At 67.9% G+C, this 14066-nt stretch carries 15 protein-coding genes; 12 read left to right on the top strand and 3 right to left on the bottom strand.

Annotated elements, in window-relative coordinates; translation table 11 throughout:
• Positions 1 to 6 precede the first annotated feature (6 nt).
• From DJ017_RS12030 to fabD, 3 genes are all read right to left on the bottom strand, one after another.
• Entirely contained in the window at positions 7 to 246 is a 240-nt protein-coding gene (locus DJ017_RS12030) for an acyl carrier protein (protein ID WP_111528945.1), read from the bottom strand.
• A gap of 136 nt (positions 247 to 382) precedes the next feature.
• A complete protein-coding gene (gene fabG, locus DJ017_RS12025; protein WP_111528944.1) occupies positions 383 to 1123 on the bottom strand; it encodes a 3-oxoacyl-[acyl-carrier-protein] reductase in 741 nt (246 codons plus the stop codon).
• 37 nt (positions 1124 to 1160) lie between these two features.
• Positions 1161 to 2105: an ACP S-malonyltransferase gene (gene fabD / locus DJ017_RS12020; protein WP_111528943.1), complete on the bottom strand. Its 945-nt coding sequence runs from the start codon at positions 2103 to 2105 to the stop codon at positions 1161 to 1163.
• Between the two features lie 168 nt (positions 2106 to 2273).
• Between fabD and DJ017_RS12015 the strand changes: the two genes are divergently transcribed.
• The 12 genes from DJ017_RS12015 (at position 2274) to rplI (ending at position 13963) form a co-directional block, all read left to right on the top strand.
• Positions 2274 to 3353: a zinc-binding dehydrogenase gene (locus tag DJ017_RS12015; protein ID WP_111530074.1), complete on the top strand. Its 1080-nt coding sequence runs from the start codon at positions 2274 to 2276 to the stop codon at positions 3351 to 3353.
• Positions 3354 to 3915: 562 nt separating this feature from the next.
• Positions 3916 to 4437 (top strand): DUF4402 domain-containing protein, encoded by a 522-nt coding sequence (locus DJ017_RS12010; RefSeq protein ID WP_111528942.1) that lies wholly within the window; start codon positions 3916 to 3918, stop codon positions 4435 to 4437.
• Between the two features lie 76 nt (positions 4438 to 4513).
• Entirely contained in the window at positions 4514 to 5071 is a 558-nt protein-coding gene (locus tag DJ017_RS12005) for a DUF4402 domain-containing protein (RefSeq protein WP_111528941.1), read from the top strand.
• Positions 5068 to 5970, top strand: a complete 903-nt coding sequence (locus tag DJ017_RS12000) for a fimbrial biogenesis chaperone (protein WP_111528940.1) — start codon at positions 5068 to 5070, stop codon at positions 5968 to 5970. The genes DJ017_RS12005 and DJ017_RS12000 overlap by 4 nt, the downstream gene beginning before the upstream one ends.
• 139 nt (positions 5971 to 6109) lie before the next feature.
• Positions 6110 to 8755, top strand: coding sequence for a hypothetical protein (locus DJ017_RS11995; protein ID WP_111528939.1), 2646 nt, complete (start codon positions 6110 to 6112; stop codon positions 8753 to 8755).
• 162 nt (positions 8756 to 8917) lie between these two features.
• The gene (locus DJ017_RS11990; RefSeq protein ID WP_133255449.1) at positions 8918 to 9829 is read left to right on the top strand and encodes a DUF4402 domain-containing protein; all 912 of its coding nucleotides are present in this window, start codon (positions 8918 to 8920) and stop codon (positions 9827 to 9829) included.
• 97 nt (positions 9830 to 9926) lie between these two features.
• A complete protein-coding gene (locus DJ017_RS11985) occupies positions 9927 to 10943 on the top strand; it encodes a calcium-binding protein (RefSeq protein ID WP_193540000.1) in 1017 nt (338 codons plus the stop codon).
• Between the two features lie 16 nt (positions 10944 to 10959).
• Positions 10960 to 11859 (top strand): calcium-binding protein, encoded by a 900-nt coding sequence (locus tag DJ017_RS11980; RefSeq protein WP_111528936.1) that lies wholly within the window; start codon positions 10960 to 10962, stop codon positions 11857 to 11859.
• 75 nt (positions 11860 to 11934) lie between these two features.
• Complete coding sequence (locus DJ017_RS11975) at positions 11935 to 12486, top strand: peroxiredoxin (protein WP_111528935.1); 552 nt, start codon at positions 11935 to 11937, stop codon at positions 12484 to 12486.
• A gap of 220 nt (positions 12487 to 12706) precedes the next feature.
• Positions 12707 to 13069 carry a 30S ribosomal protein S6 gene (rpsF, locus tag DJ017_RS11970; protein WP_111528934.1) on the top strand — a complete coding sequence of 121 codons (363 nt, stop codon included), beginning with the start codon at positions 12707 to 12709 and terminating at the stop codon, positions 13067 to 13069.
• Positions 13070 to 13087: 18 nt separating this feature from the next.
• Entirely contained in the window at positions 13088 to 13363 is a 276-nt protein-coding gene (gene rpsR / locus DJ017_RS11965; protein WP_111528933.1) for a 30S ribosomal protein S18, read from the top strand.
• 15 nt (positions 13364 to 13378) lie between these two features.
• On the top strand, positions 13379 to 13963 hold the full coding sequence (gene rplI, locus DJ017_RS11960) for a 50S ribosomal protein L9 (protein WP_111528932.1): 585 nt from the start codon (positions 13379 to 13381) through the stop codon (positions 13961 to 13963).
• Positions 13964 to 14066: the final 103 nt, after the last annotated feature.

Genomic DNA, 14066 nt, shown 5'->3' with positions numbered 1-14066 from the left:
AGTTCCTTAGGAACCGAGGCGCTCCTGGATGAACTTCACGGCGTCGCCGACCGTCTGGATGTGCTCGGCCGCGTCGTCCGGGATCTCGATGTCGAATTCTTCTTCGAACGCCATCACCAGCTCGACGTTGTCGAGGCTGTCGGCGCCCAGGTCGTCGATGAAGGAGGCCTTCTCGGTGACCTTCTCCGGATCGGCGTCCAGGTGTTCGATAACAATCTTGCGGACGCGTTCAAGGACGTCGGACATCAGGTCGATCCCTCTAAAAGTTCAGGCTCTGCATCGACGACGCGGCGGGTGAAGTCAACCGTGCGGATCGGTGCAATTTTGAAGTCGGTGGCGCGTTAGCATGTTCCTCGGAGGCAGGCGAGCCCCGAGGCGCGGACTAGATCATCGCCATGCCGCCGTTGACGTGCAGGGTCTGCCCGGTGACGTAGCCCGCCTCCTCGCTGGCGAGGTAGACGCAGGCGCTGGCCACGTCGCGGCCCTGGCCCAGCTTGCCGGACGGAATCGTCGACACGATCTGGGCCTTCTGCTGGTCGTTCAGCGCGTCGGTCATGGGGCTCTCGATGAACCCCGGCGCGACGCAGTTCACGGTGATGCCGCGCGAGGCGACTTCCTGCGCCAGGCTCTTGGAGAAGCCGATCATGCCGGCCTTCGAGGCGGCGTAGTTGGCCTGGCCCGGATTGCCCATCACGCCGACCACCGAGGTGATGCCGATGATGCGGCCGTAGCGGCGGCGCATCATGCCCTTGGTGGCCGCCCGGGAGAGCCGGAAATAGCTCTCCAGGTTGACCTTGATGACGGTCTCCCAGTCCTCGTCCTTCATCCGCAGGAGCAGGCCGTCCTTGGTGATGCCGGCGTTGGCCACGAGGATGTCCAGCGGCTGGCCCGCCGCGGCCTCGGCCGCGTCAACCAGCCCGTCCACCGCCGCGGGGTCGGAGAGATTCGCCGCGACCGCCGAGGTGCGTTCGCCGAGCTCGGCGGCGAGCTCCTGAAGCACCGCCTCGCGGGTGCCGGAGAGGACGACATGGGCGCCCTGCTCGTGGAGGGCGCGGGCGATCGCCGCGCCGATGCCGCCGGTGGCGCCGGTGACCAGGGCCGTCTTGCCGGAGAGGTCGAACATGGGCGCTCCTTATAGAGTCTGACCTGAAGGGGCTCGCTTAGAGCGATTGGGCGAAGGCTTCGAGATCGGCCGGGGTGTTCAGCGGCACGGCCTCGGCCTCCGGGGCGATGCGCTTGGCCATGCCGGACAGCACCTTGCCGGCGCCGGCCTCGGCGAAGCGGGTGACCCCGCCCTCCCCGGCCAGCCACAGCATGCTCTCGCGCCAGCGGACCCGGCCGGTCACCTGCTCCACGAGCAGGCCGCGGATGATCTCCGGATCATTGGTCGGACGCGCGGTGACGTTGGCCACCACCGGCGCGCGCGGGGCGAGGATCGTGGCCGCCGCCAGCGCCGCGGCCATCTCGTCCGCGGCCGGCTGCATGAGCGGGCAGTGGAAGGGCGCCGAGACGTTCAGCGGGATGGCCCGCGCGCCCAGTTCCTTGGCCTTCTCGATGGCCGCGTCGACCGCGGCCTTGGCGCCGGAGATCACCACGTTGCCCTGGTTGTTGTCGTTGGCGACGACGCAGACGCCGTGCAGCGAGCCCGCTGCGGCGGCCTCCTCGGCCAGGGTCACGTCGGTCTTCGGACCGATCAGGGAGGCCATGGCCCCCTCGCCCACCGGCACGGCGCGTTGCATGGCCTGGCCGCGAAGCTTCAGCAGGCGCGCGGTGTCGGCGAGGCTGATCGCGCCGGCGGCCGCCAGGGCCGAATATTCGCCGAGGCTGTGGCCGGCGACGAAGGCGGCCTTGTCGATGCCGACGCCGAACTCCTTCTCCAGGGTGCGGGTGACCGCCAGGCTGACCGCCATCAGCGCCGGCTGGGCGTTCTCGGTCAGGGTCAGCTGGTCGTCCGGCCCCTCGCGCATCAGCTTGAAGAGGCCCTGGCCAAGCGCGTCGTCCACTTCCTGGAACACCTCGCGGGCCGCGGCGAACGCCTCGGCGAGATCGACGCCCATGCCGACGGCCTGGCTACCCTGGCCGGGGAAGATGAAGGCGAGGCTCATTGGGGCCGCTCCGTCTTTCAGAATCCGAGCGGCGAGGGTTAGGGGATATGACTATGCTCGGCAAGCAGAGCGCGGACCGCGACGGCGGACACTGGTTCGGCCATCCGTCCGCGCTCCAACAGGGATAATGACGACCGCGCAAGGCGCGGCGCTTCGGGGAGGATGCTCATGCGCGCGGTGATCCGGCGGAACAAGCAGCTCGTTTGCGACGAGATCGCCGAACTGGAGCCGGCCGAGGGCCAGGTGCTGGTCAGGACCCTCGCCTGCGGCATCTGCGGCTCGGACCTCCACGCCCTCCATCACATGGAGCACATGATCGACCTGTCGCGCCGCGCGGGCGGCATGACCGACGGCTTCGACCCCGCCGCCGACACCGTCTTCGGTCACGAGTTCTGCGCCGAGGTCCTCGATTTCGGCCCCGGCACGTCGCGGATCCTGAAGCCTGGCGCGCGCGTCGTCAGCGTGCCCGTCACCATGACCGCGGGCGGCGTCGAGGCCCTGGGCTTCTCCAACCGCCTGCCTGGCGGCTTCGCCGAGCGCATGCTGCTCACGGAGGCCATGCTGCTCGAGGTGCCGAACGGACTGCCCACCGACCAGGCAGCCATGACCGAGCCGTTCGCCGTCGGCGCGCACGCCGTGGCCAAGGCCAAGCTGGAAGCCGATTCGGTGGCCCTGGTGGTCGGCTGCGGCCCGGTGGGCCTGGCGGTCATCGCGGGGCTGAAGGCCAAGGGCCACGGCCCGGTGATCGCCGCCGACTACTCTCCCCGCCGCCGCGCCGCCGCCGAGCGGCTGGGGGCCGACATCGTCATCGACCCCGCCCAGGAGAGCCCGCACGAGCGCTGGGAGGGGCTTGGCGTTCCCAAGGCGCGGGCGGCCCAGAGCATGATGCGGATGATGGGCGGCCGCTTCGGCCAGCCGGTGATCTTCGAATGCGTCGGCGCGCCGGGCGTGCTCCAGGGGCTGATCGAGGCCGCGCCGGCCGGGGCGCAGATCGTCGTCGCCGGGGTCTGCATGGAGACCGACAAGATCGAGCCCTCCATCGCCATCACCAAGGAAGTCGAGCTGACCTTCGTCTTCGGATACACGCCCGAAGAGTTCGCCCAGACCCTGCATCATCTTGCGGAAGGGGTGATCGACGTCTCGGGCCTGGTCACGGGCGAAGTGGGACTGAACGGCGTGGCCGGAGCCTTCCAGGCCCTGGGCGACCCCGAAGCCCACGTCAAGATCCTGGTCCGCCCGGACCTCTGATCCCTTCCGGAACCCGATTTTCTAAAAAATCCCCATTTCGGGTAACAGGCCCGGGCTGTTCGCCTGGGCTATGTGGCGCCGCAGCAATACCGCCCCTTCGGTAGTTGTGCCGTTTTGACACGCGCGCCCAACTATTCCGCCCCACTCTGGGTCGCCCGGCACAGCTTCAGCATGGAAATAGCAGCGCTTTCCCTGGGGAAGCGTGGCCGTCGCCCTCTCGAATATAGAGGCGTGACCTGTTGGCACGACCCCTGCAGCAAGGACGGCGAACGTAACGTCTTGAGGACAACCTGATCAGACGAGCCCGGCTGCACTAGCGCACGACCAAGTGTTTCGCAGGTCCTGGACTATAGTTACCCTCTGCTAACCTTCTTGACAGTGGGATACCGTGGTTTTACAGGCCCGCCACAACCAAAGGTCAAAAGTGGACTAGTGCAACCAGAAGTTTCCCGCGTGGTGCTCACACCCATCCCGGGATTTCTGCTCTCTTTCAGCACGTCCGCAGAGACCGAAACTTACTAGTGATCAGTAACTCCAACTTCCACCGGCCCTGGGGGCAAACATGAACACTTCTCGCAAGCTTCTCCTCGCGGGCGCTGCCGCGATCTCGACGACTGCGGTGGCCCACTCGGCCTTTGCGCAGGCTTCGGCCACGGCCTCGGCCTCGGCCTCGGTGACGGTCATCCAGCCGATCACCGTGACCAAGACCGCGGACCTCGCCTTCGGCCGCGTGATCCGCCCGTCCACCGGCACGACCACCTACACCGTGGCCGCCGCCGACGGCGCGCCCACCACCAGCGGCGGCGACGGCATCTTCACCAGCGGCAACGGCAGCCCGACCCGCGCGGTCTTCACCGTGCACGGCGAAGGCGGCCAGGCGTTCAACATCACGACCCCCGCCAGCGCCACCGCCGGCGACGTGACCGTCACGCTCACCGCCACCGACTCCACCGGCGCCCTCGACGGCTCGCTCGGCAACACCGGCACGGCGACCTTCGGCGTGGGTGGCTCGATCACCCTGACCAACGCGTCGACGACCGGCACCAAGTCGGGCAACTTCACCGTCACGGTCGCCTATCAGTAAGTGAACCGCGCGGAGCCGGGCGCCTCTCCACAGGCGTTCAGCTCCGCGCAATCTTTCCTGGGTCAACTGGCAAGCGATGAAGAGATCCCTTCTTCTTGCTGTCGCGGCGGTCGGCGCTTTCGCCGGTTGTGCGCAGGCGCTCGCCGCAGTGACCGCCCAGGGCGCGATCAGCCTTTCGGTCGATCAGCGCGCCGGCATTGACATCATCAGCCCCCTGGTGCTGCCGACGGTCTCGACCACCGCAGTGGTCCCGGTCAGCCGGCTGACGACGGTCAATTCCCCGAGTGTTTCCGGCAACGGTGTCGCCGCCACGGCGGTGAGCTCAACCGGCGCGAGCGGTCCCTCGCTCGGCAATGCCACGTTAACCATTTACGGCCAGTCTGGCGACGCAGTGTCGATGGCCGTGCCTGAGACGTTCAAGGTCATCCGCACTGGGGGGACAGAGACCTTGACCGTGAAGACCAACACCAATTCTGAATATGATCTTGCCGGGAACGGGGTTGTTCTTGGCGGCGGGCTCAATGCCGACACCATGAGCGTCAACGTCGGCGGCAAGCTGGCGATGGCCTCCGCCGACCAGGCAGTCCCCGGTCCCTACGAGGGCCTGCTCGTTGTCGTGGTTCAATACAATTGAACCGGCCAGCCCTCACTGCAGCCGCCGCGCTGGCGATCGCGGCCGCGGCGCTTAACGCCCAGGCGCAGCCTGCGGCCCCGCAGCCTGCCGTCACCTCGGTCGGCGCCAACCTGAATATCTCGCCCAAGCGCGTCACGTTCGACAAGAACCGGCGCGCCGCCAGCGTCTACATCTACAACCAGGGCAACGCCCCGGCGACGTTCGACATCGCGCTGGTCGACCGCGTGATGCTGCCGGACGGGCAGATCATGGCCGCGTCGGACGCCGAGGCGAAGCCGGAGGCCAAGGCCATCGCGGCGCAGCTGAAGTCCGCCAAGGACGTCCTGCTGCTGTCGCCGCGGCGCGCGACGCTCGCGCCCGGCCAGGGGCAGACCATCCGCCTGCGCGTCGCCAGCGTGCCGGAAGGCGCGACCGGCGAGTATCGCAGCCATCTCACCGTCACCACCATTCCGCCGCCCACCGCCGGTCTCTCGGCGGAGGCCGCCGCGGCTGGCGGGCCGAACGAGATCTCGTTCCAGATCAACTCGGTGTTCGGGATCAGCATCCCCGCCATCGTGCGCTTCAGCGAACCCGACGTGCGGGCCGCGATCCAGAACGCGCACGTGGAATACGGCCAGCTCTCCAGCGACGGCGGCAAGACCTCCAAGCGGACCGCGTTCGCGGTGTTCGACCTGGCTCGGCTGGGGACCAACTCGCTGTTCGGCAACGTGGAGGTGCGGGTCCGCGGCCAGAAGGACCCGATCGGGTTCGTCCGCGGCATCGGCGTCTATCCCGAGATCGCCAAGCGGAGCGTTCGGATTCCCCTCTCCCGGGATCCGGGCAACGGCGAGAAGCTGGAGATAACCTTCACAGACGACGATACGTCTCCGGGCAAGCTGCTTGCGAAATTGGACCAGTAGCCGTTTCGCACTCAGCACCGGCCTAACGCTTTCTCTGGTCCTACCCGCCTCCGCCGCTGCCGCGACGGTCGCCTCGCCTAGCCCGCCGCGCGCCTGCGCAGACGCCGCCAAGCCCTGCGCTGCGCCCGCAGCCAACCCTTTGGAGGCCGCCGGGAAGATCGATCCCGACGGCCTCCTGCTGTTTTCGGTGGAGCTCGACAAGCTCACCCTCACCGAGGGCCTCGCCGCCTATGGCGACGCCGCCGACCCGCTGATCCCGTTCGGCGAACTCACCCGCCTGCTCGAATATGACGTCGAGGTGATGCCCACCGAGCGCCGCATCGTCGGCCGGCTGGGCGAGGCGCGCACCTCCCTGGTGGTCGATCTGGCCACGGGCACCGCCAGGGTCGGCGCGCGGGTCGTCGACCTGACGCCCGCCGACGTGGCAGTCACGCCGACCGACATCTATCTGCGCGCCTCGGCGGTGCAGCGCCTGTTGCCGATCAAGCTGCAGGTGAACAGCTCCGAACTGGCGATGGTGATCCAGCCGGAAGCGCTGTTGCCGGTGCAGTCGCGCCTCCAGCGCCTGTCGCGCGACCGCCAGAACACCGGCGGCCCCCGCTTCCAGGAGGAGATCCTCAAGGTCCCCTCCCCTTACCGCGCCTTCAGCATGCCCAGCTTCGACGTCTCGGCGAGCGCCGGCGTCAGCTCAGGCTCCGCCAGCCAGGGCCCCAAGCTGCCGCTGCGCTACGACATCCGGGCGGGCGCGGACCTCTTCTATTCCGGCCTGGAGGCCTACGTCGGTTCCGACGAGCAGGGCGTTCCCTCCGTCGCCCGCCTGCTCCTCGAGCGCCGGTCCCTCGAGGGCCATCTGCTGGGCCCGCTGCACGCCCGCGTGGTCAGCGTCGGCGACGTCTTCACGCCCAGCCTGGCCATCGGGCCGCGCAGCCTGGGCGGCCGCGGCGTGTCCTTCTCGACCGCGCCGCTCGACCAGACCAACATCTTCAACCGCATCGACCTGCGCGGCGAACTGCCGATCGGCTACGACGTCGAACTCTACATCAACGACGTGCTGCAAGGCGGCCAGAACACCCCCAACAAGGGCCGCTACGAGTTCCTGAACGTGCCGCTCTCGCGCGGGGTGAACGTCGTCCGCATCGTCACCTACGGCCCGCACGGCGAACGCAGTGAGACCACCCGCATCATCAATGTCGGCGGCGGCCAGCTGAAGCGCGGCGAGGCGACCTTCGAGTTCGGGGCCGTCCAGCAGGAGAAGGCGCTCATCGACCTCGCCAACGACGGGTCGACGGACTTCATCAGCCGCGGCTCGGGCGGCCTGCGCGTCGTGGGCGCTCTCAACTACGGCCTGACGGAACTGATCACCGTCTCGGCCGGCGCCGCCCTGACGCCGGTCACCCGCAGCTCCTCGCGCGGCGAACTCACCCTCGGCGCGCGCACCTCGCTCTTCGGCTTCCTCACCCAGCTCGACCTCGGCGCCGACAGCACCGGCGGCACGGCGGAATCCCTCGGCATGGCGGGCCAGCTGTTCGGCGTGTCCACCGTGCTGCGCTACGTGCAGCTGCAGAACGGCTTCCTCGACGAGAACGGCCCCGGCGCGGACTTCACCCGGCCCCTGACCAGCCGCGGGGAGATCAGCTTCGACGGCAACGCCCAGCTGTTCCACGCCGTCGTCCCGCTCTCGTTCCGGGCGGCGCGCACCACCTATGCCGACGGCGGCGTCGAGCTCAGCGGCTCGGCCCGCGGCTCGGCGACCGTCGCCGCCGCCCTGCTGTCCGGGGGTTTCGAGTACACCCACGCCTACGGCGGCAGGAGCTCCACCGAGGAGCGGCTGACCGGCTTCTTCGCCGCCTCCACCTTTCGCAGCTTCACCTGGCAACTGCGCGGCACGGTCGACTACGACATCCTGCCGGACCTGCGCCCGCGGGCGCTGGCGATCACCGTAGACCGCGACATCTCCGACCGGGCCAGCCTGCGGTTCGGGGTCGGCGAGAGCCTCGAGAGCCTCGACCAGTTCAACCTCACGGCCGCCGCCACCGTTCGCACGCGAGTCGGCGACCTCGCCCTCGCCGCCGATTACAACAATGGCGACCAGAGCTGGCGGCTGGGCGCCCAGGTCAATTTCGGCCTGGCTTACGATCAGGACGCGAAGCGCTACGCCCTCACCCGCAGCGGTCCCGGCACCGGCGGCACGGTCGCCTTCCACGCGTTCTACGACAACAATGGCAATGGCCGCTGGGACCCGGGCGAGCCGGGCGTTCCCAACGTGACGGTCGAGGGCGGCATCCAGCGCGTTGTCACCGGTCCCGATGGGCGGGCCCTGGTCACCGGCCTCGGCTCCAGCCCGACCGCCCGCCTCAACGTCGATCTCGATCGCATGGACAATCCGTCGGTCAAGTCGCCGCCGCGCATCATCCAGATCTCGCCCCGCGCCGGCCAGGTCTTGCAGATCGACTATCCGATGCAGAACACCTCGGAGGTGCTCGTGCGCATCCTCCTGAGCCGGCCGGACGGCACGAAGGTCGGGCTGTCCGGCGTGCGTGTGAAGCTGGTGAACGCCGAAGGCCATGTGGCCGAGGCCAAGACCGAGTTCGACGGATCGGCCAATTTCGAGGAGCTCGTGGCCGGGGTCTACCAGCTCCAGCTCGATCCGGAGCAGGCGCAGCGCCTGCGCATGCATCTCGTCTCGCCCATCACGGTAACGATCAAGGGCGATGGCGGCTTTACCCCGGACGCTTCAGCAGAAGTGAAGTTCGATCCCCGGCCTCAGGATCCAACACAGGGTTAACCTGTAGTGGATTAGATACTCGTTTTTGGATAGACGGGGATTCCGGGACTGGATTGGCTTCGAATGCGCGCACTATCAACGGCATCACAACTATCACTTGTTGGTTGGATATTGCTCGTATTCGTATTTGTTTCGTCGCCGGTGCGCGCCGAGACCCTTACGGTGAGCCTGTCATCCACCGCGCCCAACATCGGCAAGGTCGCCTCAGGCACGAGCACGACAAACTTCACCGTCGCGTCCGGATCGGGTGCGGTCAGCATCGGCTCGGGCGGCGCCCAGTTCGTGCCCTACGGCGCCACACGCACCGCTCTGACGACGATCACGATCAACTGCTCGGGCGGCAACAAGTGTAAGAACAACAACATCAACATCAGCATCAACGCCGGTTCGGCGACCGGCCGCGCGTCGGGTATCACCGCGCTCAGCGCCGACTTCAGCGGCTCGTCGACCGCGCGCCTGACCAGCGGCGCGACCAGCGCCTCCAGCAGCTCCGGCGCGCTCAGCTTCACGATCAAGCCGGTGGCGACCGGCACCAGCGGCTCGGCCAGCTTCACGGTCGGCATGACCATCCCCATCCTGCCGAGCGGCACGGTGGGCCTGGCGACCGCCGCCTACACGATCACCGCCAGCGGCACGGGCTACACCACCGGCAGCGGCAGCGCCGCGGGACGGGCGACCGTCGAGGACCCGCTGTCGATGAGCAAGAACAGCGACCTGTCCTTCGGCCGCCTGGTGCTGCTCACCGGCCAGAGCGGGGCTGCCACCTGGGCGGCGGCGGACCAGAGCTGGACCGTGACGGGCGCCACGGCCATGGGCTCGCGCGCCATCGGCAAGTTCACGGTCACCGGCACGGCGAGCCAGGCGATCAACTTCAGCGTGCCGTCCAGCATCACCATGACCAACGGCCACGGCGACACCCTGCCGATCACCGTCTCGACCACAGCTCAGGGCACCCAGCTCATAGGAACGAACGGCCAGTTCATCTTCTATGTGGGAGGGCAGATCAGCTACAGCAGCTCAACCCCCACGGGAGCCTACACGGCGACTTTCACCGTCAGCGCGAACTACCAGTGACGAGGCCAGCGTTGCTTGGCCGCCCGGTTGCATAAACTCGTGCAGTAGTAGAGCAAGCTGTGCTATTGCGGCACACTTTTCGGGACGACGGCGAGCCATGCCCCTGACTTCTGATCATCCGCCGATCGGCGTCGCGGACAGCCTGACGCTGTCGGCGAACGACGCTGCGACGCTGAGCACCGGCCTCGGCCCGGACGGCGTGATGATCGACATCCTGGCCAACGACACCGACCCGGACGCCGGGGACGCGGCGCACTTCTGGCTGTTCGACTGGTCGCAGCCCGTGGACGCATCGGGCAATCCGATCGGAACCCTGGCGATCACCGCGACCGCGGACGGCCGCCAGGCCCTCAGTTTCTTCTCCGACGACGCCGCGCTGCAGGTCGGGACCCACACGGTCACCTTCAGCTATCGCGTCGCCGACCAATGGGCGAGCCAGGGCGACGCCTCGACCTGGCCCTATTCGGTCAGCCAGCAGACCACGGTCACCCTGACCATAAGCGGCAACTCCATTCCCGGCGAGACGCTCTGCGGCACGAACCACAACCAGACGCTCACCGGCGGCGGCGGCAACGACGCCCTGATCGGCGGCAACGGACGCGACACCCTGATCGGCGGCGCCGGCGCGGACACCCTGGTCGGCGGCAACGGCAAGGACCTGCTGCAGGGTGGCGACGGCAACGACCGCATCTATGGCGGCGTGCACGACCTCGGCGTCTGCCATTGCCACGATGATAACGACGACGATCATCACGGCGAGCACGGCCTGGGCGCCATCGCCAACGCCATCAAGAGCTTCATCGAGGACATCAGCGACGGCGCGCCGGACACCATCAATGGCGGCGCCGGCGACGACACGCTTTCCGGCGGCGTCGGCCCGGACAAATTCGTCTTCGACTACGGCTTCGGCCACGACGAGATCACCGACTTCCGGCCGTGGATCGACACCATCGCGGTGGACCACAACATGTGGGGCAGCTTCGCCGATCTGAAGGCGCACGCCGTGCAGGTGGACCATAGCGTGGTGATCACCAGCGACTTCGGCGGCTACACGCTCACCCTCGACGGGATCTCGCTGAGAGATCTCCGCTCGCACGATTTCCTGTTCACCTGAGGCCCGGGACGGACTCATGCCCCTGACTTCCGATCATCCGCCCGTCGGCGTGGCCGACAGCTTCACCTTCACGGCGGACGCCGCGGCGCAGCTCAGCACCGGCCTCGGCCCCGACGGCCAGCTGATCGACATCCTGGCCAACGACACCGATCCCGATCTGGGTGACGCGGCCCACTTCTGGCTGCTCGACTGGACCCAGCCGGTGGACGAGACGGGCGCCGCGATCGGCAACCTGTCCATCACCGCCACCGACGACGGCCGCCAGGCGCTGTCGTTCTTCTCGGACAACCCCGACCTGCAGGTCGGGACCCACACCATCACCTTCGCCTATCGCGTGGCCGACCAGTGGGCGAGCCAGGGCGACAGCAGCACCTGGCCCTACTCGGTCAGTCAGTGGACCACGGTGACGATCACCGTGACCGGCAACGCCACGCCCGGCGAAACGATCTGCGGCGGCAACCACCCGCAGGTGATCACCGGCGGCGCAGGCAACGACAACCTGTGCGGCGGCAACTCCGGCGACACCCTGATCGGCGCTGCGGGCGCCGACACGGTCTCGGGCGAGAACGGCAAGGATTCGCTCTCCGGCGGCGCCGGCAACGACAATCTCTTCGGCGGAAACGGCGCGGACACCCTTAACGGCGGACTCGGCGACGACACCCTGTCCGGCGGCAACGGTCCGGACGTGTTCGTGTTCGACGCCGGATTCGGCCACGACAAGATCACCGATTTCGACACCCGCACCGACACCATCTCGGTGGACCACAACATGTGGGGCGTCTGGGAAAGCGTGCAGTCGCACGCCGTTCAGGCCGGATCTGACGTGGTTCTGACCTCGCTGGACGGGCTCAATACCCTCACCCTGGTGGGGGTCAGCCTCAAGAGCCTCAGCGCCAGCGACTTCCTCTTCACCTGACACCGCCGAACGGCGGTTGACGGAGCGGCGCCGCGAACGTCTAGTCCTCCCCGGATCGGGACCTGGGAGGTCATCATGAAAGCTGTCGCCACGCCTGTCGCAGCCTTGGCCGCACTCATCGCCGCGGTCGCCACGCCGGCGCTCGCCGAACTCAAGCCGGGGGCCAAGGCGCCCGACTTCACCGCCCAGGCCTACCTCGCCGGCCAGCCCTTCACCTTCAAGCTGGCGGACGCGGTCAAGAAGGGCCCGGTGGTGGTCTATTTCTTCCCCGCCGCCCACACCTCGGGCTGCAACATGGAAGCCCACCTGTTCTCGGAGGCCATCGACCAGTTCAAGGCCCAGAAGGCCACGGTGATCGGCGTCACCGCCGGCAAGATCAGCGAGCTCGCCGAGTTCTCGAAGGAGACCGAGCACTGCGGGGGCAAGTTCCCCGTCGCCGCCGACCCCGGCGCGGTCATCGCCAAGCAGTACGACGCCGTGCTGTCGATGAAGCCCGACTGGTCCAGCCGGACCTCCTATGTGATCGGCCGCGACGGCAAGGTCGCCTTCGCCTACGACAACCTCAACCCCAACGACCACGTCGCCCAGACGCTGGGGGCGGTGAAGAGTCTCAACGCCAAGAAGTAGGGCCACGGGCCTGGGGGACAGCCGCGGGCGGTCGAGGGGGTGAAAACCCTTGCCCTGACAGCGCTTTTCCCCTATTTGCCCGCCTCTTCACGGAAGGCGGTCTCACGCGGAGCCTCCAAAGGGCCGGGACGACGTTCCGGTCGCCGCGCCTGAGAGCCATCGTTTCCGGCGGTCCTTCCGCCGCCGGACGCGCCGCCCTCCCAACCGGAAGAAGGAAACTATGGCGCTCTACGAACACGTCGTGATCTCGCGGCAGGATATCTCGCCGCAGCAAGCCGAAGCCCTCAACGACACCCTGAAAGCTCTGATCGAACAAGGCGGCGGCACCGTCGCCAAGATCGAGTACTGGGGTCTTCGCAACCTGACCTACCGGATCAAGAAGAACCGCAAGGGTCACTACTCCCTGCTCGCCATCGACGCCCCGGCCGACGCCGTGAAGGAGATGGAACGCCAGCTGTCGATCAACGAAGACGTCCTGCGGTACCTGACCGTTCGCGTCGAAGAGCTGGACCTCGAGCTGTCCCCCATCCTCGCCCGCCGCGATCGCGACCGCGAACGCCGCGACGACGCTCCGCAATTCTAAGAAAGGGAGGATCTCGCGATGACCGACGAAACCTCCGCCGCGCCGGCTCCCGGCGCTTCCGCCGGCGGCGCCCGCCGTCCGTTCTTCCGCCGCCGCAAGGTGTGCCCGTTCTCCGGCGCCAACGCGCCGAAGATCGACTACAAGGACGTCAAGCTCCTGCAGCGCTACGTTTCCGAGCGCGGCAAGATCGTGCCGTCGCGCATCACCGCGGTGTCCGCCAAGAAGCAGCGTGAGCTGGCCCGCGCCATCAAGCGCGCCCGCTTCCTGGCGCTCCTTCCCTACGTCGTGAAGTAAGGGAGGATCGGACCCATGAAAGTCATTCTGCTCGAACGCGTGGAAGGCTGGGGCGGCCTCGGTGACGTGGTCACCGTCAAGGACGGCTATGCCCGCAACTTCCTCCTGCCGCGCCACAAGGCGCTGCGCGCCAACGCGGCCAACCTCAAGGTCTTCGAAGCCCAGCGCTCCGAGATCGAGGCCCGCAACGCCAAGGCCAAGGACGCCGCCGGCAAGGCTGGCGAGAAGCTCGACGGCAGCTCGTACATCCTGATCCGTCAGGCGGGCGAGAGCGGTCAGCTCTACGGCTCGGTCGCGGGTCGTGACGTCGCCGACGCGGTGAACGCCGAAGGCGGCAAGGTCGAACGCGCCATGGTCGTGCTGGACAAGCCGATCAAGACGCTCGGCCTGCACGAGGTGAAGATCCGTCTGCACCCGGAAGTCACCGTGACGGTCACCCTCAACATCGCCCGCAGCGCGGACGAGGCCGAGCGCCAGGCGCGCGGCGAGAACGTGATCAACGCCCAGTTCGAAGAAGAGCGCCTGGCTGCCGAAGAGGCCGCCGCGGACCTTCTCGAGGGCGGTGCGGGTCAGGCGGCGGCGGAGTTCACCGAAGCCTAACACCGGCGACCGAAAGGTCACACTGACGACACAGATGCGGCGCGGGAGGCCACTCCCGCGCCGTTTTTGTACTGCTGTGGCAGAATTGTCATTTGTAGCGCCG

The organism is Phenylobacterium soli, assembly GCF_003254475.1.
Taxonomy (GTDB): Bacteria; Pseudomonadota; Alphaproteobacteria; order Caulobacterales; family Caulobacteraceae; genus Phenylobacterium; species Phenylobacterium soli.
Note: the sequence above shows the minus strand (reverse complement) of the source record. Positions and strands in the feature narration are given on the sequence as shown.

Coding starts and splice junctions, on each gene's coding strand:
- DJ017_RS12030 (WP_111528945.1), bottom strand. CDS start 246: ATGTCCGACGTCCTTGAACGCGTCCGCAAGATTGTTATCGAACACCTG.
- fabG (WP_111528944.1), bottom strand. CDS start 1,123: ATGTTCGACCTCTCCGGCAAGACGGCCCTGGTCACCGGCGCCACCGGC.
- fabD (WP_111528943.1), bottom strand. CDS start 2,105: ATGAGCCTCGCCTTCATCTTCCCCGGCCAGGGTAGCCAGGCCGTCGGC.
- DJ017_RS12015 (WP_111530074.1), top strand. CDS start 2,274: ATGCGCGCGGTGATCCGGCGGAACAAGCAGCTCGTTTGCGACGAGATC.
- DJ017_RS12010 (WP_111528942.1), top strand. CDS start 3,916: ATGAACACTTCTCGCAAGCTTCTCCTCGCGGGCGCTGCCGCGATCTCG.
- DJ017_RS12005 (WP_111528941.1), top strand. CDS start 4,514: ATGAAGAGATCCCTTCTTCTTGCTGTCGCGGCGGTCGGCGCTTTCGCC.
- DJ017_RS11985 (WP_193540000.1), top strand. CDS start 9,927: ATGCCCCTGACTTCTGATCATCCGCCGATCGGCGTCGCGGACAGCCTG.
- DJ017_RS11980 (WP_111528936.1), top strand. CDS start 10,960: ATGCCCCTGACTTCCGATCATCCGCCCGTCGGCGTGGCCGACAGCTTC.
- DJ017_RS11975 (WP_111528935.1), top strand. CDS start 11,935: ATGAAAGCTGTCGCCACGCCTGTCGCAGCCTTGGCCGCACTCATCGCC.
- rpsF (WP_111528934.1), top strand. CDS start 12,707: ATGGCGCTCTACGAACACGTCGTGATCTCGCGGCAGGATATCTCGCCG.
- rpsR (WP_111528933.1), top strand. CDS start 13,088: ATGACCGACGAAACCTCCGCCGCGCCGGCTCCCGGCGCTTCCGCCGGC.
- rplI (WP_111528932.1), top strand. CDS start 13,379: ATGAAAGTCATTCTGCTCGAACGCGTGGAAGGCTGGGGCGGCCTCGGT.